We start from the raw sequence: 20,805 nt of genomic DNA on the forward strand, positions 1-20,805 counted from the left end.
GAGATGCGACGCGGCCGGCGCATCGCGGTGGATGTCGGGGACGCCCGCATCGGGGTCGCCTCGTGCGACCCCGACGGGGTCCTCGCCACCCCCGTCGAGACCGTCCCGGGGCGTGACGTCCCGTCAGCGCACCGCCGGCTCAAGGCGATCGTCGAGGAGTACGAACCCCTCGAAGTCGTGGTCGGTCTGCCCCGCTCCCTCCACGGGGGAGAGGGGCCGGCCGCGGCCAAGGTCCGGGCCTTCGCCCAGGAGCTGGCCAGGAACATCGCACCCGTAGGGGTCCGGCTGGTCGACGAGCGGATGTCGACGGTGACCGCGACCCAGGGCCTGCGGGCCTCGGGGGTGCGGAGCAAGAAGGGCCGCTCGGTGGTCGACCAGGCCGCGGCCGTGGTCATCCTGCAGAGCGCACTGGAGACCGAGCGCGTCTCGGGGGCCCCTCCGGGAGAGAGCGTCGAAGTGGTCATCTGATCGCGGTACGGTAACGTTCCGCGCGATGTGCGGCGTTCGAACAGCCGCGCGTGCAAGTAGAGGCGGATCGGGTACCAGCAAGCGCGCTGCCAGGCCGGAGCGCACCGCCTCTCGGCTCTAGGGGATCGATGACCGAGTATGGCCGGGGCTACGGCTCCGAACCGTGGCACCCCGAGGACCCGCTCTACGGAGATCAGGGTCCTTACGGAGGCCAGGCCCAGCAGCCTCAGTGGAACGGCAGGCAGTCCGCCCCGCATCCCCCGCAGCAGCCGGATCCGTACGCCCAGCAGCAGTACAACGGGGGCTGGGACGGCCCGCAGGGCGGACAGGTGCCGTACGACCCGTACGACCCCTACGGGCAGCAGCAGCCACCGGTCGATCCGTACAGCGGCGCGAGCCCCGATTACTACGGCACGCCGGACGGCTATCAGCCGCCGCAGCCGGATCATCTGCAGCAGCAGGCCCAGCAGGCCCAGCAGGCCCAGCAGGCCCAGCAGGCCCAGCAAATGCAGCAGACGCAGCAACAGCCGCGGTATGAGCAGCCGCCGCACCCTCAGCAGCAGAGCCCGCAGCAGCCGGAGCCGTACTACGACGAGGGCCCGGGTGACGACTGGCGGGCCGCACCGGAGTCGCGCGAGCCGGAGCCGGAGCATGCGTTCTTCGCGGACCATGACGAAGACGACGACCGCGACGACCAGGACCCGCGCGAGGACGGCCGGGGCGGGCGCGACCGCCGCGGCAAGAAGAACAAGAAGAACAAGCGGCGCAGCGGCCGGGCCTGTCTGGTCGTCGCCCTGGTCTTCGCCGGAGCCGCGGGGACCGTCGGGTACTTCGGCTATGACTTCTTCGTGAGCCATTTCGGCTTGTCCCCCGATTACGCGGGCGAGGGATCCGGCGAGATCCAGGTCGACATTCCGGACGGTTCACCGCTTTCCGAAATGGGGCAGATCCTCGCGGAAAAGGGTGTCATCAAGAGTGCCGGGGCGTTCACGGACGCGGCCGGGGAGAACAAGAAGGCGCAGAGCCTGCAATCGGGGACATACACCCTCCGCAAGAAGATGTCGGGCGCCGCGGCCATCGAGCTGATGCTGGATCCCAAGAGCCGTAACGGCCTCACCATCCGGGAAGGCCTGCGCTCCGCCGACGTCTACAAACTCATCGACCAGAAGCTCCATCTCAAGGCCGGCACGACCAAGGGTGTGGCCAGGAGCGACGCCAAGAACCTCGGACTGCCGTCCTGGGCCGATGATTCCCCGAAGATAAAGGACCCGCTGGAGGGCTTCCTCTACCCGTCGACGTACAGCGTGGGCGGCAAGGCGAAGCCGGCCGCGGTGCTCAAGCAGATGGTGGCGCGGGCCAACCAGGTCTACCAGCGCTACGACTTGGAGGGGAATGCCCGAAAGCTCCACCTCTCCTCGCCGATGCAGCTGCTGACCGTCGCCAGCCTCACGCAGGCCGAGGGCAAGTACAAGCATGACTTCGTCAAGGTCGCGCGCGTCGTCTACAACCGCCTCAAGCCGAACAACACCGAGACCTACGGTCTGCTGGACTTCGACTCGACGGTGAACTACGCGAAATCCCAGAGCACCCTGGACACCGGGTCCGTCGACAATCTGCGGAATTTCAACGACCCGTACAACACCTACAAGTTCAAGGGACTGCCGCCGGGCCCGATCGGTAACCCGGGTGAGGTGGCGCTCAAATCCGCCATCGACCCGGCCAAGGGCAACTGGTACTACTTCGTCTCGATCAACCCGGAAAAGACGCTCTTCGCCGAGACGAACGAAGAGCACGAGCGCAACCGGCGCATCTACGAAAAGGAACACGGGAAAGCCAAGCAATGAGCGCCACCCGTCGAGCCGCGGTGCTCGGTTCCCCGATCGCCCACTCCCTGTCCCCGGTGCTGCACCGCGCCGCCTACCGGGAGTTGGGCCTCGGCGACTGGACGTACGGCCGGCACGAGGTCGACGAAGCGGCCCTGCCCGCCTTCATGGAGCGCCTGGACGCCACCTGGGCGGGGTTGTCGCTGACCATGCCGCTCAAGCGCGCGGTGATCCCGCTGCTCGACGAGATCACCCCGACCGCGGCCTCGGTCGAGGCGGTGAACACCGTCGTCCTCACCGGCGACGGGCGCCGCCTCGGCGACAACACGGACATCCCCGGCATGCTCGCCGCGCTGCGCGAGCGCGGGGTGCAGCAGGTCGAGCGGGCCTCGGTGCTGGGCGCCGGCGCCACCGCCTCCTCGGCGCTCGCCGCCCTCGCCCGTATCTGCACCGGCGAGGTCACCGCCTATGTCCGCAGCGACGCCCGCGCCGCGGAGATGCGCGGCTGGGGCGAGCGGCTCGGGGTCGCGGTCCGCACCGCCCCCTGGGAGGACGCCGCCGCGGCCTTCGAGGCGCCGCTGACCATCGCCACCACCCCGGCGGGCACCACCGACGCGCTCGCCGCCGCCGTCCCCGCCCGGCCCGGCACCCTCTTCGACGTCCTCTACGAGCCCTGGCCGACGGCGCTGGCCGCCGCCTGGGCCGACCGCGGCGGCGCCGTGGTCGGCGGCCTCGACCTGCTCGTCCACCAGGCCGTGCTGCAGGTGGAGCAGATGACCGGGCGGTCCCCGGCGCCGCTCGCCGCGATGCGCCGGGCCGGTGAGGCGGCACTCCTCGCCCGCTGATCCGCCCGGCCCGCTCCCGCACGTCCGGTCCGCACCGTGGACTGGGCGCCGCCCTGTCGGTGCGACGTGGGAGGATCAGGGGGAGACCGTACGCGGATGAGCAGTACATGAGGAGCACCGTTGAGCAGGTTGCGCTGGCTGACGGCGGGGGAGTCGCACGGCCCCGCACTCGTGGCGACGCTGGAAGGCCTTCCGGCCGGGGTCCCGATCACCACGGAGCTGGTGGCGGACGCACTGGCGAGGCGCCGGCTCGGCTACGGCCGCGGTGCCCGCATGAAGTTCGAGCAGGACGAGGTCACCTTCCTGGGCGGCGTGCGGCACGGCCTGTCGCTGGGCTCGCCGGTGGCCGTGATGGTCGGCAACACCGAGTGGCCCAAGTGGGAGCAGGTCATGGCGGCCGACCCGGTGGACCAGGAGGTGCTGGACGCGCTGGCCCGTAACGCGCCGCTGACCCGCCCCCGCCCCGGCCACGCCGACCTCGCCGGGATGCAGAAGTACGGCTTCGACGAGGCCCGTCCGGTCCTGGAGCGGGCCTCCGCCCGCGAGACCGCCGCCCGGGTCGCCCTGGGCGCGGTCGCCCGGTCCTTCCTCAAGGAGGCGGCCGGTATCGAGATCGTCTCGCATGTCGTGGAGCTGGCCGCGGCCAAGGCCCCGTACGGCGTCCACCCGAAGCCCTCCGACGTCGAGAAGCTGGACGCCGACCCGGTGCGCTGCCTGGACGCGGACGCGAGCAAGGCGATGGTCGCCGAGATCGACCAGGCCCACAAGGACGGCGACACCCTCGGCGGGGTGGTCGAGGTGCTGGCCTACGGCGTGCCCGTGGGGCTCGGCTCGCACGTCCACTGGGACCGGCGGCTGGACGCCCGGCTGGCCGCGGCCCTCATGGGCATCCAGGCGATCAAGGGCGTCGAGGTCGGCGACGGCTTCGACCTTGCGCGGGTGCCCGGCTCGAAGGCGCACGACGAGATCGTGGCCACCGAGGACGGCATCAAGCGCACCACCGGCCGCTCCGGTGGCACCGAGGGCGGGCTGACCACCGGTGAACTCCTGCGCGTCCGCGCCGCGATGAAGCCGATCGCGACGGTGCCGCGCGCGCTGGCGACCGTCGATGTGACCACCGGCGAGGCGACCAAGGCGCACCACCAGCGCTCCGACGTCTGCGCCGTGCCGGCCGCCGGCATCGTCGCCGAGGCGATGGTGGCGCTCGTGCTGGCGGACGCGGTGCTGGAGAAGTTCGGCGGCGACAGCGTGCCGGAGACCCGCCGCAATGTGCGCAGCTTCCTCGACAACCTGGCGATCAAGTGACCTCGCCGGTCGTCGTCCTGATCGGCCCGCCCGGGGCCGGCAAGTCCACGGTGGGCGCCCTGCTGGCCGAGCGGCTGGGCGTCGGCTACCGCGACACCGACGCCGACATCGTCGCCACGGCCGGCCGGCCGATCGCCGAGATCTTCATCGACCAGGGCGAGCCGCACTTCCGTGAGCTGGAGCGGGCGGCCGTCCGCAGCGCCCTGGACAGCCACCCGGGCGTGCTCTCGCTCGGCGGCGGCGCGATCCTGGACGACGGCACCCGCGCGCTGCTCGCCGGGCTGCCGGTGATCTTCCTGGACGTCCAGCTCGCCGACGCCGTCAAGCGGGTGGGCCTCGACGCGCCCCGCCCGCTGCTGGCCGTCAACCCGCGCAAGCAGTGGCGCGAGCTGATGGAGCGGCGCCGCCCGCTGTACACCCAGGTCGCGCGCGCCGTGATCGACACGGGGGAGCGCACCCCCGAGCAGGTCGCCGAGGCGATCCTGGACGCTTTGGAGCTACGGCCGGCCGCGGGAGACACCCCGCGGGCCGCCCACAGGGAGGAACAGGCATGACGGAGCAGGCCACTCGTATCCAGGTCGGCGGCACGGCCGGCACCGACCCGTACGAGGTGCTCGTCGGGCGGCAGCTCCTCGGCGAACTCCCCGGCCTGATCGGCGAGGGGGCCAAGCGGGTCGCCGTGCTGCACCCGGAGGCGCTGGCCGCCACCGGTGAGGCGCTGCGCGAGGACCTCGCCTCCCAGGGCTACGAGGCGATCGCCATCCAGCTGCCGAACGCCGAGGAGTCCAAGACCGCCGAGGTCGCGGCGTACTGCTGGAAGGCGCTCGGCCAGTCCGGCTTCACCCGCAGCGATGTGCTCGTCGGCGTCGGCGGCGGTGCCACCACCGACCTGGCCGGCTTCGTCGCCGCGACCTGGCTGCGCGGGGTGCGCTGGATCGCCGTGCCGACCACCGTGCTCGGCATGGTGGACGCGGCGGTCGGCGGCAAGACCGGGATCAACACCGCCGAGGGCAAGAACCTCGTCGGCGCCTTCCACCCGCCGGCCGGCGTGCTCTGCGATCTGGCCGCGCTCGACTCGCTGCCGCTGAACGACTACGTCTCCGGTCTGGCCGAGGTCATCAAGGCCGGCTTCATCGCCGACCCGGCGATCCTCGATCTGATCGAGTCGGACCCGGAGGCCGCCAAGCGCCCGGACGGGGCGCACACCGCCGAGCTCATCGAGCGGGCGATCCGGGTCAAGGCCGAGGTGGTCTCCGCGGACCTCAAGGAGTCCGGTCTGCGCGAGATCCTCAACTACGGCCACACCCTGGCGCACGCCATCGAGAAGAACGAGCGCTACAACTGGCGGCACGGCGCCGCAGTCTCCGTCGGCATGGTCTTCGCCGCCGAACTCGGCCGGATCGCCGGCCGCTTGGACGACGCCACCGCCGACCGGCACCGCACCGTCCTCGCCTCCGTCGGGCTGCCGCTGACCTACCGCGGCGACCAGTGGCCCAAGCTGCTGGAGACGATGAAGGTCGACAAGAAGTCCCGTGGCGACCGGCTGCGCTTCATCGTCCTGGACGGCCTGGCCAAGCCGACCGTCCTGGAGGGCCCGGACCCGGCCATGCTGCTCGCCGCGCACGCCGAGATCGCGGCCTGAACCGTCCGCCCCGGCGCGTCCACGCCGCGTCAGGGGCCGGCTCGTCTCCCGTGGTCCGGAGCCGCGGTGCCGCCGCCCGGTCCCGGCATCCGCACCCCGCTGCGTCCCGCAGTCCGCGTACGGGACGCAGCGGGATGGACGGCGTTGCCCCCGTAGACCCCGTACGCAACGGGCCAGCGCGCTCCGTACGCCGTCGGCCGACTGACGCACCATCAGGGGCACTTCGGTCCCGCCCCGGCCGTTCAAGTGCTGAGCGCCGGGGCAGGACCTCTCCTGACCGGGCCCGGGAGGGTACCGTTCGCAGCAGCACCACCCCCACCGGGCCGTGGGGGACAACGGCCCCTCCGCGCCGGTGGGTTGCCCCACGACGCACGGGCGGCCGCGCCCGGCGCCCGGGGGCGCTCCCGGCGGCAGCCGGGGGAGCACCGCACCACATCGACCGCACGAGACGGAGAGCCACCGGATGCAGTACGCAGTGGGGGCTCCGCTGCCGCCGCCCCGCGGGCAGGCATCAGGACCCGGGGCCGCCATGAACTGGACGCCCCACCCGGGGCAGCCCACCCCGCCCACCTCGTCGCCGGCCCCCGCGGCCCCGCCTCCGCCCGTGCAGCAGCCCGCCCCGCAGCAGGGCTGGCACGCCCCCGCGCCCCAGCAGTCCCCGCCCCCCACGAACGGCGGCGACATCACCGGTCAGATCCGGCTGCCCCCGGCCGCCCCGGTGCCGCTGCCCAGCCCGCCCGCCGACACCGCCGCCCCGGACGCCGCGCACACGGCCGTCGCGGTGCTGCTCATCGGCCCGGCCGGCGCCGGCAAGACCAGCGTCGCGCGCCACTGGGCCGACACCCGGCGGGTGCCGACCGCGCACATCAGCCTCGACGACGTCCGCGAATGGGTCCGGGCCGGCTTCGCCGACCCGCAGGCCGGCTGGAACGACCACTCCGAGGCGCAGTACCGCCTCGCCCGCCGCACCTGCGGCTTCGCGGCCCGCAACTTCCTCGCCAACGGCATCTCCTGCATCCTCGACGACGCCGTCTTCCCCGACCGGCCGGTCGTCGGCCTCGGCGGCTGGAAGCGGCATGTGGGCCCCGGCCTGCTGCCGATCGTGCTGCTGCCCGGTCTGGAGATCGTCCTGGAGCGCAACGCCCGGCGCAGCGGCAACCGCCGGCTGTCCGACGAAGAGGTGGCCAGGATCCACGGGCGGATGGCCGGCTGGTACGGCTCGGGACTGCCGATCATCGACAACTCCCAGCACGATGTCGCCACGACGGTACGGGTCCTGGACGATGTCGTGGCCCGCAGCATCGCCAGCCCGCCCACCTGGTAGCGGCCGTACCCCGGGCGGCCCCGCTCGACCGGCCGCCTCGGGAAAGCCGCCGTACGCTCGTGATATGTCCGAGTTGTACGCGGCCCGACGCATGCAGCTGCGCGACCGCGTAGCCGGGGCCGGAAGTGCCGCCGCACTGATCTCGCGCCCCGCGAACGTCCGCTACCTCACCGGTTGCGCACCGTCCGGCGCCGCGCTGCTGCTGGGCCCCGCCATCGACGTGCTGCTGTGCGGCAGGCCGCTGAGCGGCGATCCCGCCGAGGGCCGCCCGGCCGATGACGTACGGGTGTCGGTCCTGCCGACCCGGGGCGGCGACCCGGTGGTGGCCGGCGCCGACCTGGCCGCGAAGGCCGGTGCGGACAGCCTGGCCGTCGAGGAGCACCATCTGACCGTCACCCGCCACCGGGCGCTCTCCCAGGTCGCGCCCCGGCTGCACCTGACCGACCTGGCCTGCGCGGTCGAGGCGCAGCGGCTGGTGAAGGACGACGACGAGATCGCCTGTCTGCGGATCGCCGCCGAGATCGCCGACCAGGCCCTCGGTGAGCTGCTCGAATCCATCCTGGTCGGCCGCACCGAGCGGCACCTCGCGCTGGAACTGGAGCGCCGGCTGGTCGACCACGGAGCGGACGGCCCGGCCTTCCCCACCTCCGTCGCGACCGGCCCGAACGCCGGCCGCCCCGGACACCTGCCCACCGACCGACGGGTCGAGGAGGGCGATTTCCTCAGTGTCTGCCTGGGCGCCAACTACCGCGGCTACCGCTGCGAGATCGGCCGTACCTTCGTCATCGGCACCACCCCCGAGGACTGGCAGATCGAGCTGTACGATCTCGTTTTCGCAGCCCAGCGCGCCGGGCGCGAGGCGCTGGCGCCGGGTGTGGAGTGCCGTGAGGTGGACCGGGTGACCCGCTATGTGCTGGATGCGGCGGGCTACGGCGAGTGCCTCGGACCGTGGACCGGGCACGGCGTGGGACTCGAAATCGACGAGGACCCTCAGTTGTCCCCTGCCGCCATGGGTAAACTGGACGCTTGCGTGCCGGTCACCGTCGAACCGGGGGTTCACATCCCGGGCCGAGGGGGTGTCCGGATCGACGACACACTCGTCGTCCGCCCCGAGGCGGACGGCGGGCCCGAGCTACTCACGATCACGACCAAGGAGCTGCTCGCACTCTGAACCGCAGGGTTCGGGGCTGCGCCGCTCCCGGGTCCCACCACCTGCAGTCCAGGAGATTCCGCAACCGTGGCATCCACGAACGACCTCAAGAACGGCATGGTGCTCAAGCTCGAAGGCGGCCAGCTCTGGTCCGTCGTCGAGTTCCAGCACGTCAAGCCCGGCAAGGGCCCGGCCTTCGTCCGCACCAAGCTCAAGAACGTGCTGTCCGGCAAGGTGGTGGACAAGACCTTCAATGCCGGTGTGAAGGTGGAGACGGCCACCGTCGACAAGCGCGGAATGCAGTTCTCGTACATGGACGGCGACTACTTCGTCTTCATGGACATGGACACCTACGACCAGCTGCACGTCGACCGCAAGTCCGTCGGTGACGCCGCCAACTACCTGATCGAGGGTTTCGAGGCGGTCGTGGCGCAGCACGAGGGCGAGGTGCTCTACGTCGAGCTGCCCGCCGCGGTCGAGCTGACCATCAAGCACACCGAGCCCGGCGTGCAGGGCGACCGCTCCACCGGCGGTTCCAAGCCCGCCGAGCTGGAGACCGGCCACTCCATCCAGGTGCCGCTCTTCATCACCACCGGCGAGAAGATCAAGGTCGACACCCGCACGGGCGACTACCTCGGCCGGGTGAACAGCTAACCGTGGCTGCCCGCACCAAGGCCCGTAAGCGCGCCTTCCAGATACTCTTCGAGGCCGACCAGCGCGGTGCCGATGTGCAGTCCGTGCTCGCGGACTGGATGCGGCACGCCCGGACCGACCCCCGGCAGCCGCCGTTGAACGAGTACACCCTGCAGTTGGTCGAGGGGTACGCGGACCAGGTCACCCGCATCGACGAGCTGATCTCCACCTACGCGGTCGACTGGGACCTGGACCGGATGCCGGCGGCCGACCGCAGCATCCTGCGCCTGGGCGCCTTCGAGCTGATCTGGGTGGACGACACCCCGGACGCGGTGGCGATCGACGAAGCCGTGCAGCTCGCCAAGGAATTCTCCACGGACGATTCCCCGGCATTCGTCAACGGCCTCCTCGGCCGGCTCAAGGAGCTGAAGCCGAGCCTGCGCCGCGAGGAGCAGTAGGCGCTCGGCAGAGCGTGTGAACGGGCCCGGAGCGAAGGGATCTGCTCCGGGCCCGTCGCATGCCCGCAGAAGGCCGCCAGGGGCGCTCCCCGGTGGCACCGTGCGGCGGCAGTCCGCCGCCGTTCGCCTGCCGGAATGCAGAACCGCCGCCCCGGAAGCCCGGAGCGGCGGCACGTTTCTGCAGGTGGGAGGGGGTCAGAGCTCGTCGTGCTGCACGGCGCGGCGGGCATCGGCGTCGAGCACGCCCCAGCTGATCAGCTGCTCGGTCAGCACCGAGGGCGACTGGTCGTAGATGACCGCAAGGGTGCGCAGGTCGTCCTGGCGGATCGAGAGGACCTTGCCGTTGTAGTCACCGCGCTGGCTCTGGATGGTGGCGGCGTAGCGCTGCAGCGGGCCGGCCTTCTCCTGCGGGACATGGGCCAGGCGCTCCAGGTCGAGCACCAGCTTCGGCGGCGGCTCGGCCGCGCCGCCCGGTGTCGTACCCGGCAGCAGCTCCTGGACCGGAACGCCGTAGAAGTCCGCCAGTTCGGCGAGGCGCTGCACGGTCACGGCACGGTCGCCGCGCTCGTACGAACCCACGACCACGGCCTTCCAGCGGCCCTGGGACTTCTCCTCGACGCCGTGGAGAGAGAGGCCCTGCTGGGTGCGGATGGCGCGGAGCTTGGCCCCGAGCTGTTTGGCGTATTCGCTGGACATATGGCTCCCCGGACGCTGTGTCGAAATGCGGCTCAGCCGCGGGCTGGTAACTCACTGTGAGGTTACGCAGCGTAATCTGACTTCGTCAAGCGGAACGGGGCAGACCCTCACCCGTCAGGGGTGCGGACGGGCGCTGACGGGGGTCCTGCTAACCTGACTGCGTAATTCCGACGTCCTTTAAGGTCCGTCCCGTGAGGCGGAGAAGGAGGTCCGTTTCGTATGGACGCACACACTTCCGACGCAGGGGTCCAGCTCCCCGCGCGACCGGTGCTCGAAGGCCCGGACATCGCGCGCATGCTCACCCGCATCGCCCACGAAATCGTCGAGCGCGCCAAGGGCGCGGACGATGTGGTGCTGCTGGGAATCCCCACCCGCGGCGTCTTCCTCGCCCGGCGGCTGGCCGCCAAGCTCGAGGAGATCACCGGCCGCGCGGTCCCGGTCGGCTCGCTCGACATCACGATGTACCGCGACGACCTGCGCCTGGGCCCCGCCCGCACGCTCGCCCGCACGGACATCCCCGCCGACGGCATCGAGGGCCGGCTCATCCTGCTCGTCGACGACGTCCTCTTCTCCGGGCGCACGATCCGCGCCGCGCTGGACGCCCTGGGCGACATCGGGCGGCCGCGCGCCGTGCAGCTGGCGGTCCTCGTCGACCGCGGCCACCGCGAACTGCCGATCCGCGCCGACTACGTAGGCAAGAACCTCCCCACGTCGCTGCGGGAGACGGTCAAGGTCCAGCTCACCGAGGAGGACGGCCGGGACGCCGTGCTGCTCGGCGTGAAGCACACCGCACCGGCCGGCGAGCGTTAGCGCACCTCGCAGGGACCCGGTGACCCCGGGCCCGCAGGCATGCCCGCTCGACGGACATCCCCGTACACCTCCTTCACTCACGGAGAACACCGGATGAAGCGTCACCTCATCTCGGCCGCCGACCTCACCCGCGACGACGCCGTCCTGATCCTCGACACCGCCGAGGAGATGGCCCGGGTCGCCGACCGGCCGATCAAGAAACTCCCCACCCTGCGCGGACGCACGATCTGCAACCTCTTCTTCGAGGACTCGACCAGGACCCGGATCTCGTTCGAGGCCGCCGAGAAGCGGCTCTCCGCGGACGTGATCAACTTCGCGGCCAAGGGGTCCAGCGTCTCCAAGGGCGAGTCCCTCAAGGACACCGCCCAGACGCTGGAGGCGATGGGCGTCGACGCCGTCGTCATCCGGCACAGCGCCTCCGGCGCCCCCTACCGGCTCGCCACCTCCGGCTGGATCGACGCCCCGGTCATCAACGCCGGCGACGGCACCCACCAGCACCCCACCCAGGCCCTGCTCGACGCCTTCACCATGCGGCGCCGGCTCATCGGCCCCGACGCCGGGCTGGGCCAGGACCTCGGCGGGAAGCGCATCACCCTGGTCGGCGATGTGCTGCACAGCCGGGTCGCCCGCTCGAACGTCGACCTGCTGCACACCCTCGGCGCCGAGGTCACGCTGGTCGCGCCGCCCACCCTGGTGCCGGTCGGCGTCGAGACCTGGCCCTGCGAGGTGTCGTACGACCTCGACAGCGTGCTGCCGAAGTCCGACGCCGTGATGATGCTGCGGGTGCAGCGCGAGCGCATGAACGCCGCCTTCTTCCCGACCGAGCGCGAGTACTCGCGCCGCTACGGCCTGGACGGCCACCGGATGGCCCGGATGCCGGAGCACGCCCTGGTGATGCACCCCGGCCCGATGGTCCGGGGCATGGAGATCACCGCCGAGGTCGCCGACTCCGACCGCTGCACGGTCGTCGAGCAGGTGACCAACGGGGTCTCCGTCCGCATGGCCGTCCTGTACCTGCTGCTGGGCGGCAACGAGCCCGCCGTGACCCACCCCCGTACCGAGGAGAAGTAAGACCATGAGCAAGATTCTGATCCGCGGTGCGCAGGTGCTCGGCGGCGAGGTGCAGGACGTCCTGATCGACGGGGAGCTCATCGAGGCCGTCGGCAGCGGCCTTTCGGCCGAAGGCGCCCAGGTCATCGAGGCCGGCGGGCAGGTGCTGCTGCCAGGGCTCGTCGATCTGCACACCCACCTGCGCGAGCCCGGGCGGGAGGACTCCGAGACCGTCCTGACCGGCACCCAGGCCGCGGCCAGCGGCGGCTACACCGCCGTGTTCGCCATGGCCAACACCTTCCCGGTCGCCGACACCGCCGGCGTCGTCGAGCAGGTCTACCGGCTCGGCCGGGAGCACGGCTACTGCGATGTGCAGCCGATCGGCGCCGTGACGGTCGGCCTGGAGGGCAAGAAGCTCGCCGAGCTGGGCGCCATGCACGAGTCCGCCGCCGGGGTCACCGTCTTCTCCGACGACGGCAAGTGCGTCCACGACGCCGTGATCATGCGGCGCGCCCTGGAGTACGTGAAGGCGTTCGGCGGCGTCGTCGCCCAGCACGCCCAGGAGCCGCGGCTCACCGAGGGTGCCCAGATGAACGAGGGCATCGTCTCGGCGGAGCTGGGGCTCGGCGGCTGGCCGGCCGTCGCCGAGGAGTCGATCATCGCCCGGGATGTGCTGCTCGCCGAGCACGTGGGCTCCCGGGTGCACATCTGCCACCTGTCGACCGCGGGCTCCGTCGAGATCGTGCGCTGGGCCAAGTCCCGCGGGATCGACGTGACGGCCGAGGTCACCCCGCACCACCTGCTCCTCACCGACGAGATGGTGCGCACCTACAACCCCGTCTACAAGGTCAACCCGCCGCTGCGCACCGAGCGCGACGTCATGGCGCTGCGCGAGGCCCTCGCCGACGGCACCATCGACATCGTCGCCACCGACCACGCCCCGCACCCGCACGAGGACAAGGACTGCGAGTGGGCCGCGGCCGCCATGGGCATGGTGGGCCTGGAGACCGCGCTGTCGGTCGTCCAGCAGACGATGGTGGAGACCGGCCTGCTGGACTGGGCGGGCGTCGCGGACCGGATGTCGGTCAAGCCCGCGCAGATCGGCCGGGCCGCCGGCCACGGCCGGCCCATCTCGGCCGGTGAGCCTGCCAACCTCACCCTCCTCGATTCCGCTTACCGTGGAGAGGTGGACCCCGCGGGCTTCGCCTCCCGCAGCCGCAACACCCCCTACGAGGGCCGTGAGCTGCCGGGACGCGTCACCCACACCTTCCTGCGGGGCCGGGCAACGGTCGTCGACGGGAAGCTGGCGTGACTCCTTCACTGTTCCACCTGGCCGCAGCACAGCACTCCGCACCGGTCACCGACTGGGCGGCACGGATCGGCTGGGTCGTCGGTCTGCTGGTCTTCGTCGCCTTCGTCTACTGGCTGATGCGCCAGGGCTGGAAGTGGCGCGGCACGCTCCAGGGCGATCTGCCCGAGCTGCCGGCCACCCCCGACGACCCCGGCGCACCGCGGCTCACCCTCAGCGGCCGCTACCACGGCTCCACCACCGCCGGGCAGTGGCTCGACCGGATCGTCGCGCACGGCCTGGGCACCCGCAGCCGCGTCGAGCTGACCCTCACCGACCAGGGCCTGGGCGTCGTACGGCCCGGCGCCGCGAGCTTCTTCGTGCCGGCCGCCGCACTGCGCGGCGCCCGCCTGGACAAGGGCATCGCCGGCAAGGTCCTCACCGAGGGCGGGCTGCTCATCGTCACCTGGGAACACGGCGGCAAGCAGCTCGACTCGGGCTTCCGCTCCGACCGGGCCGCCGAGCACGCCGCCTGGGTCGAGGCCCTCACCGCGCTGAGTACCACCCCGCACACCACCGAACACACCGAAACGGAAGGCGCACGATGACGACCTCCACCAGGGGTACCGCCCACGGCACAAGGGGGCTCCCCGCCGTACTCGTCCTGGAGGACGGCCGCAGCTTCCGCGGCCGCGCCTACGGGGCCGTGGGGGAGACCTTCGGCGAAGCGGTGTTCTCCACCGGCATGACCGGCTACCAGGAGACGCTGACCGACCCCTCGTACCACCGCCAGGTCGTCGTCATGACCGCCCCGCACATCGGCAACACCGGGGTGAACGACGAGGACCCCGAGTCGCAGCGGATCTGGGTCTCCGGCTACGTCGTCCGCGACCCCGCCCGCATCCCCTCCAACTGGCGCTCGGTGCGCTCCCTGGACGACGAGCTGGTCGCCCAGGGCGTCGTCGGCATCAGCGGCATCGACACCCGCGCCCTGACCCGCCATCTGCGCGAGCGCGGTGCGATGCGGGTCGGCATCTTCTCCGGCGAGGCGCTGCCCGACGCGGGCACGATGCTCGCCAAGGTGCGCCAGGCCCCCGAGATGCAGGGCGCCGACCTGTCCACCCAGGTCGCCACCAAGGAGTCCTACGTCGTCCCGGCGATCGGTACGAAGAAGTTCACCGTCGCCGCGATCGACCTGGGCATCAAGGGCATGACCCCGCACCGCATGGCCGAGCGCGGCATCGAGGTGCACGTCCTGCCCGCCACCGCCACCGCCGAGGACATCTACGCGGTGAACCCGGACGGCGTGTTCTTCTCCAACGGCCCGGGCGACCCGGCCACCGCCGACCACCCGGTCTCCGTCATGCAGGCCGTCCTGGAGCGGAAGACGCCGCTCTTCGGCATCTGCTTCGGCAACCAGATCCTGGGCCGTGCGCTGGGCTTCGGCACCTACAAGCTCAAGTACGGGCACCGCGGCATCAACCAGCCGGTGCAGGACCGCACGACCGGCAAGGTCGAGGTCACCGCGCACAACCACGGATTCGCCGTCGACGCCCCGCTCGACAAGGTCTCCGACACCCCCTTCGGCCGCGCCGAGGTCTCCCACGTCTGCCTCAACGACGACGTGGTGGAGGGCCTCCAGCTGCTCGACCAGCCGGCCTTCAGCGTCCAGTACCACCCCGAAGCCGCCGCGGGTCCGCACGACGCCGCGTACCTCTTCGACCGCTTCGTATCCCTGATGGAGGGCCAGCGTGCCTAAGCGCACCGATATCCAGTCCGTCCTGGTCATCGGCTCCGGCCCGATCGTCATCGGCCAGGCCGCCGAGTTCGACTACTCCGGCACCCAGGCGTGCCGGGTCCTCAAGTCCGAGGGCCTGCGCGTCATCCTGGTGAACTCCAACCCGGCGACGATCATGACCGACCCGGAGATCGCCGACGCCACCTACGTCGAGCCGATCACCCCGGACTTCGTCGAGAAGATCATCGCCAAGGAGCGCCCGGACGCCCTGCTGCCCACCCTGGGCGGCCAGACCGCGCTGAACACCGCGATCTCGCTGCACGAGGCCGGCACCCTCGACAAGTACGGCGTCGAGCTGATCGGCGCCAACGTCGAGGCGATCAACAAGGGCGAGGACCGCGACCTGTTCAAGGAGGTCGTGGAGGAGGTCCGCAAGAAGATCGGCCACGGCGAGTCCGCGCGCTCCTACATCTGCCACTCCATGGACGACGTCATGAAGGGCGTCGACGAGCTCGGCGGCTACCCGGTCGTGGTCCGCCCCTCCTTCACCATGGGCGGCGCCGGCTCCGGCTTCGCGCACAACGAGGAGGAACTGCGCCGGATCGCCGGCCAGGGCCTGACGCTCTCCCCGACCACCGAGGTGCTCCTGGAGGAGTCCATCCTCGGCTGGAAGGAGTACGAGCTGGAGCTGATGCGCGACAAGAACGACAACGTCGTGGTCGTCTGCTCCATCGAGAACTTCGACCCGATGGGCGTGCACACCGGCGACTCGATCACGGTCGCCCCGGCGATGACGCTCACCGACCGCGAGTACCAGACCCTGCGGGACATCGGCATCGCCGTGATCCGCGAGGTCGGGGTCGACACCGGCGGCTGCAACATCCAGTTCGCGGTCAACCCCGACGACGGCCGGGTGATCGTGATCGAGATGAACCCGCGCGTCTCGCGCTCCTCGGCGCTGGCCTCCAAGGCCACCGGCTTCCCGATCGCGAAGATCGCCGCCCGGCTCGCCGTCGGCTACACCCTCGACGAGATCCCCAACGACATCACCGAGAAGACCCCGGCCTCCTTCGAGCCGACTCTCGACTACGTCGTCGTCAAGGTCCCGCGCTTCGCCTTCGAGAAGTTCCCGGTCGCCGACGCCACGCTGACCACGACCATGAAGTCGGTCGGCGAGGCCATGGCGATCGGCCGCAACTTCCCCGAGGCGCTCAACAAGGCCCTGCGCTCGCTGGAGAAGAAGGGCAGCCAGTTCGACTTCGTCACCGAACCCGGTGACAAGGCGGCGCTGCTGGAGCGCGCCCAGGTCCCCACCGACGGCCGGATCAACACCGTCATGGAGGCCATCCGCGCCGGCGCCGGCCCCCAGGAGGTCTTCGACGCCACGAAGATCGACCCCTGGTTCGTCGACCAGCTCTTCCTCATCAAGGAGATCGCCGACGAGATCGCGGCCGCCGAGAAGCTCCACCCGGAAATCCTTGCGGACGCAAAGCGCTACGGCTTCTCCGACGCCCAGATCGCGGCGATCCGCGGACTGCGCGAGGACGTCGTACGCGAGGTCCGGCACGCCCTCGGGGTCCGCCCGGTCTACAAGACGGTCGACACCTGCGCCGCCGAATTCGCCGCGAAGACGCCGTACTTCTACTCCTCCTACGACGAGGAGACCGAGGTCGCGCCCCGCGAGAAGCCGGCCGTGATCATCCTCGGCTCCGGCCCCAACCGCATCGGCCAGGGCATCGAGTTCGACTACTCCTGCGTCCACGCCTCGTTCGCGCTCAGCGACGCCGGCTACGAGACCGTGATGGTCAACTGCAACCCCGAGACCGTCTCGACGGACTACGACACCTCCGACCGCCTGTACTTCGAGCCGCTGACGCTTGAGGACGTCCTGGAGATCGTGCACGCCGAGACCCAGGCCGGCCCGGTCGCCGGCGTCATCGTCCAGCTCGGCGGCCAGACCCCGCTGGGCCTGGCGCAGGCGCTCAAGGACAACGGCGTGCCGATCGTCGGCACCTCGCCCGAGGCGATCGACCTCGCCGAGGAGCGCGGCGCGTTCGGCCGGGTGCTGACCGAGGCCGGGCTGCCGGCCCCCAAGTACGGCACCGCCTTCTCCTTCGACCAGGCCAAGCGGATCGCCACCGAGATCGGCTACCCGGTCATGGTCCGCCCGTCGTACGTGCTCGGCGGCCGCGGTATGGAGATCGTCTACGACGAGCCCTCGCTGGGGGAGTACCTCACCCGCCACGCCGGCCTGATCGACCGCCACCCGGTGCTCATCGACCGGTTCCTCGACGACGCCATCGAGATCGATGTCGATGCGCTCTACGACGGCCACGAGCTCTACCTCGGCGGCGTCATGGAGCACATCGAGGAGGCCGGTATCCACTCCGGCGACTCCGCCTGTGCGCTGCCCCCCATCACCCTGGGCGGCTTCGACATCAAGCGGCTGCGGGCGTCAACGGAGGCCATCGCCAAGGGCGTCGGCGTCCGCGGCCTGATCAACATCCAGTTCGCGATGGCCGGCGACATCCTCTACGTCCTGGAGGCCAACCCGCGCGCCTCCCGTACGGTGCCCTTCACCTCGAAGGCCACCGCGGTGCCGCTGGCCAAGGCCGCCGCCCGGATCTCGCTGGGCGCCACCATCGCCGAGCTGCGCGCCGAGGGCATGCTGCCCAAGACCGGCGACGGCGGCACCCTGCCGCTGGACGCGCCGATCTCCGTCAAGGAAGCCGTCATGCCCTGGTCGCGGTTCCGCGACATCCACGGCCGCGGTGTGGACACCGTCCTCGGCCCGGAGATGCGCTCCACCGGTGAGGTCATGGGCATCGACTCGGTCTTCGGCACGGCCTACGCCAAGTCGCAGACCGGCGCGTACGGCGCACTGCCCACCAAGGGCCGGGCGTTCGTCTCCGTCGCCAACCGCGACAAGCGCTCGATGATCTTCCCGGCCCGTGAGCTGGTCGCGCACGGCTTCGAGCTGCTCGCCACCTCCGGCACCGCCGAAGTGCTGCGCCGCAACGGCATCAACGCCACCGTGGTGCGCAAGCAGTCCGAGGGCGAGGGCCCGGACGGCGAGAAGACCATCGTCCAGCTGATCCACGCCGGCCAGGTCGACCTGATCGTCAACACCCCGTACGGCACCGGCGGCCGGCTGGACGGCTACGACATCCGCACCGCCGCGGTCGCCCGCGCCGTGCCCTGCCTGACCACGGTCCAGGCGCTGGCCGCCGCCGTCCAGGGCATCGAGGCCATGTCCCGCGGAGACGTGGGGGTGCGTTCCCTCCAGGAACACGCCGAACATCTCACCGCGGCCCGCGCGGAGTAGGGACCGGGAGGGGGACACCGAGGCGGTGTCCCCCTCTTCGTGAGCCCCGCACCCGCTCCACGAGCCCCCCGACTCCCTCACCGCGGAAGGTCCCGCCCGACGATGTACCGCCTGTTCTTCGCCCTGTTCTTCCGGCGCATGGACGCCGAGAAGGCCCACCACCTGGCCTTCCGCTGGATCCAGCTGGCCGTGCGCATCCCCGTGCTGCGCACCTTCCTCGCGGCCGCCCTCGCCCCCCGCTACAAGGAACTGCGCACCGAGGCCCTCGGCCGCCCGATGCACGGCCCCTTCGGGCTGGCCGCCGGCTTCGACAAGAACGCCGTCGCCATCGACGGTATGACCATGCTCGGCTTCGACCACGTCGAGATCGGTACGGTCACCGCCCAGCCGCAGCCGGGCAACCCCAAGAAGCGCCTGTTCCGCCTCGTACCGGACCGTGCGCTGATCAACCGGATGGGCTTCAACAACGACGGCTCGGCGTCCGTCGCGGCCCGCCTGGCGGCCCGCAACCCGGTCTTCCCGGCCACCGTCGGCGTCAACATCGGCAAGACCAAGGTCGTACCGGAGGACGAGGCGACCGCCGACTACGTCACCTCCACCGAGCGGCTCGCCCGACACGCCGACTACCTGGTCGTCAACGTCTCCTCCCCGAACACGCCGGGGCTGCGCAACCTCCAGGCCGTCGACCACCTGCGCCCGCTGCTGACCGCGGTCCGCGAGGCAGCGGACCGCATGGTCACCGACCGCCGGGTCCCGCTGCTGGTCAAGATCGCACCGGACCTCGCCGACGCGGACGTGGACGCGGTCGCCGACCTCGCCGTCGAGCTCGGCCTGGACGGGATCATCGCCACCAACACCACCATCGCCCGCGAGGGGCTGGGGCTGACCTCCGACCCGGCGCTGATCGCCGAGACCGGCGGGCTGTCCGGCGCGCCCGTCAAGGAGCGCTCCCTGGAGGTGCTGCGCCGCCTCTACGCCCGGGTCGGCGACACGATCACCCTGATCGGCGTCGGCGGCATCGAGAACGCCGAGGACGCCTGGCAGCGCATCCTCGCCGGCGCCACCCTGGTCCAGGGCTACAGCGCCTTCATCTACCAGGGCCCGTTCTGGTGCCGCGCCGTCCACAAGGGACTCGCCGCCCGCCTGCGCAACAGCCCCTACGCCACCCTCGCCGAGGCCGTCGGCGCCGAGCACAAGAAGGTGACCGCATGACCGAGCCCTTTGCCCGCCCGTCGCCCGACCACCACCCCTCACCGAGGGGATCCGGGCCGCAGGATTCGTCTGCGAACCCCTTCGGGGCCCGCCTGCGCCGCGCCATGGACGAGCGCGGTCCGCTCTGTGTCGGTATCGACCCGCATGCCGCGCTGCTGGCCGACTGGGGCCTGAACGACGACGTGGCCGGCCTGGCGCGATTCACCCGCACCGTCGTGGAGGCCCTCGGCGAGTCGGTGGCCGTCTTCAAGCCACAATCCGCGTTCTTCGAGCGCTTCGGCTCGCGCGGCCTGGCCGTCCTGGAGACCGCCGTCGTCGAGGCCCGCGAGCGCGGCGCCCTGGTCCTGATGGACGCCAAGCGCGGCGACATCGGCTCCACCATGGCCGCGTACGCCGCCACCTACCTCGACCCGGCCTCCCCGCTGTTCTCGGACGCCGTCACGGTCAGCCCGTTCCTGGGCTACGGCTCGCTGCGCCCGGCCGTCGACCTGGCCCGGGAGAACGGCTGCGGGCTGTTCACCCTCGCCCTCACCTCCAACCCGGAGGGCCAGGAGGTCCAGCGCGCGGTCCGCGCCGACGGCAGCACCGTCGCGGCGACCATGCTCGGCCACCTCGCCGCCGAGAACGCCGGCGCCGAGCCGCTGGGCTCCTTCGGCGCGGTCGTCGGCGCCACGCTCGGCGATCTCTCTTCGTTCGACCTGGCGATCAACGGCCCGCTGCTCGCCCCCGGCATCGGCGCCCAGGGCGCCACCCCCGCTGACCTCCCGACCGTCTTCGGGGACGCCGTGCACAACGTCCTGCCGAGCGTCAGCCGGGGGGTGCTGCGACACGGTCCGGACACCTCGGCACTGCGCGCGGCGGTGGACCGATTCACCGGCGAAGTGCGCACCGCGCTCGCCTGAACGCCTTCCGACGGGGACTTTGGTCCCGAATTGTCCTGGTCAGCAGAGTCTGACCAGGACTTTTCGTCTGTTCTCGCTGACTCCGGAGCCCTCGCCCGCTAGTCTCCGACGAGAGCAGTGCACGTAAGCGCGTTGC

Annotated in this window: 19 protein-coding genes; 18 read left to right on the plus strand and 1 reads right to left on the minus strand. The window is 71.4% G+C overall.

The window, feature by feature from the left end; translation table 11 throughout:
* Nucleotides 1–3 precede the first annotated feature (3 nt).
* The 10 genes from ruvX (at nt 4) to nusB (ending at nt 9,648) form a co-directional block, all read left to right on the plus strand.
* Nucleotides 4–468, plus strand: a complete 465-nt coding sequence (gene ruvX, locus CPH93_RS29000; protein WP_006607469.1) for a Holliday junction resolvase RuvX — start codon at nt 4–6, stop codon at nt 466–468.
* A gap of 128 nt (nt 469–596) precedes the next feature.
* Nucleotides 597–2,312, plus strand: a complete 1,716-nt coding sequence (gene mltG, locus CPH93_RS29005) for an endolytic transglycosylase MltG (protein WP_096214503.1) — start codon at nt 597–599, stop codon at nt 2,310–2,312.
* Nucleotides 2,309–3,136, plus strand: coding sequence for a shikimate dehydrogenase (locus CPH93_RS29010; RefSeq protein WP_096214504.1), 828 nt, complete (start codon nt 2,309–2,311; stop codon nt 3,134–3,136). Before mltG ends, CPH93_RS29010 begins: the two co-directional genes overlap by 4 nt.
* A 120-nt stretch (nt 3,137–3,256) precedes the next feature.
* Nucleotides 3,257–4,441: a chorismate synthase gene (gene aroC, locus CPH93_RS29015; protein WP_093482224.1), complete on the plus strand. Its 1,185-nt coding sequence runs from the start codon at nt 3,257–3,259 to the stop codon at nt 4,439–4,441.
* A complete protein-coding gene (locus CPH93_RS29020) occupies nt 4,438–4,995 on the plus strand; it encodes a shikimate kinase (RefSeq protein ID WP_093648789.1) in 558 nt (185 codons plus the stop codon). The genes aroC and CPH93_RS29020 overlap by 4 nt, the downstream gene beginning before the upstream one ends.
* Nucleotides 4,992–6,083, plus strand: coding sequence for a 3-dehydroquinate synthase (gene aroB / locus CPH93_RS29025; protein ID WP_093482222.1), 1,092 nt, complete (start codon nt 4,992–4,994; stop codon nt 6,081–6,083). Before CPH93_RS29020 ends, aroB begins: the two co-directional genes overlap by 4 nt.
* Nucleotides 6,084–6,546: 463 nt before the next feature.
* Entirely contained in the window at nt 6,547–7,407 is an 861-nt protein-coding gene (locus CPH93_RS29030) for a Pro-rich N-terminal domain-containing protein (protein WP_093482221.1), read from the plus strand.
* A 64-nt stretch (nt 7,408–7,471) separates the two neighbouring features.
* Nucleotides 7,472–8,578, plus strand: coding sequence for an aminopeptidase P family protein (locus tag CPH93_RS29035; protein ID WP_093648787.1), 1,107 nt, complete (start codon nt 7,472–7,474; stop codon nt 8,576–8,578).
* Nucleotides 8,579–8,644: 66 nt separating this feature from the next.
* Nucleotides 8,645–9,211 carry an elongation factor P gene (gene efp / locus CPH93_RS29040; RefSeq protein ID WP_006607461.1) on the plus strand — a complete coding sequence of 189 codons (567 nt, stop codon included), beginning with the start codon at nt 8,645–8,647 and terminating at the stop codon, nt 9,209–9,211.
* Between the two features lie 2 nt (nt 9,212–9,213).
* A complete protein-coding gene (gene nusB, locus CPH93_RS29045; RefSeq protein ID WP_093482220.1) occupies nt 9,214–9,648 on the plus strand; it encodes a transcription antitermination factor NusB in 435 nt (144 codons plus the stop codon).
* Between the two features lie 195 nt (nt 9,649–9,843).
* Here the strand turns inward: nusB and bldD are convergent, their stop codons facing one another.
* Nucleotides 9,844–10,344, minus strand: a complete 501-nt coding sequence (bldD, locus tag CPH93_RS29050; protein ID WP_093482219.1) for a transcriptional regulator BldD — start codon at nt 10,342–10,344, stop codon at nt 9,844–9,846.
* A 219-nt stretch (nt 10,345–10,563) separates the two neighbouring features.
* Between bldD and pyrR the strand changes: the two genes are divergently transcribed.
* The 8 genes from pyrR (at nt 10,564) to pyrF (ending at nt 20,669) form a co-directional block, all read left to right on the plus strand.
* A complete protein-coding gene (gene pyrR, locus CPH93_RS29055) occupies nt 10,564–11,154 on the plus strand; it encodes a bifunctional pyr operon transcriptional regulator/uracil phosphoribosyltransferase PyrR (protein WP_006607458.1) in 591 nt (196 codons plus the stop codon).
* Nucleotides 11,155–11,247: 93 nt separating this feature from the next.
* Entirely contained in the window at nt 11,248–12,225 is a 978-nt protein-coding gene (locus CPH93_RS29060; RefSeq protein ID WP_093482218.1) for an aspartate carbamoyltransferase catalytic subunit, read from the plus strand.
* Between the two features lie 4 nt (nt 12,226–12,229).
* Complete coding sequence (locus CPH93_RS29065; protein ID WP_093648786.1) at nt 12,230–13,516, plus strand: dihydroorotase; 1,287 nt, start codon at nt 12,230–12,232, stop codon at nt 13,514–13,516.
* Nucleotides 13,513–14,100, plus strand: coding sequence for a PH-like domain-containing protein (locus tag CPH93_RS29070; RefSeq protein ID WP_096214505.1), 588 nt, complete (start codon nt 13,513–13,515; stop codon nt 14,098–14,100). The genes CPH93_RS29065 and CPH93_RS29070 overlap by 4 nt, the downstream gene beginning before the upstream one ends.
* On the plus strand, nt 14,097–15,251 hold the full coding sequence (gene carA / locus CPH93_RS29075; protein ID WP_093482215.1) for a glutamine-hydrolyzing carbamoyl-phosphate synthase small subunit: 1,155 nt from the start codon (nt 14,097–14,099) through the stop codon (nt 15,249–15,251). Before CPH93_RS29070 ends, carA begins: the two co-directional genes overlap by 4 nt.
* A complete protein-coding gene (carB, locus tag CPH93_RS29080) occupies nt 15,244–18,555 on the plus strand; it encodes a carbamoyl-phosphate synthase large subunit (protein ID WP_093648783.1) in 3,312 nt (1,103 codons plus the stop codon). Before carA ends, carB begins: the two co-directional genes overlap by 8 nt.
* Nucleotides 18,556–18,657: 102 nt before the next feature.
* Nucleotides 18,658–19,767, plus strand: coding sequence for a quinone-dependent dihydroorotate dehydrogenase (locus CPH93_RS29085; RefSeq protein WP_096214506.1), 1,110 nt, complete (start codon nt 18,658–18,660; stop codon nt 19,765–19,767).
* A complete protein-coding gene (pyrF, locus tag CPH93_RS29090; protein ID WP_096214507.1) occupies nt 19,764–20,669 on the plus strand; it encodes an orotidine-5'-phosphate decarboxylase in 906 nt (301 codons plus the stop codon). Before CPH93_RS29085 ends, pyrF begins: the two co-directional genes overlap by 4 nt.
* Nucleotides 20,670–20,805 lie beyond the last annotated feature (136 nt).

It is taken from the genome of Streptomyces sp. 2323.1 (assembly GCF_900221035.1).
Classification (GTDB): Bacteria; Actinomycetota; Actinomycetes; order Streptomycetales; family Streptomycetaceae; genus Streptomyces; species Streptomyces sioyaensis.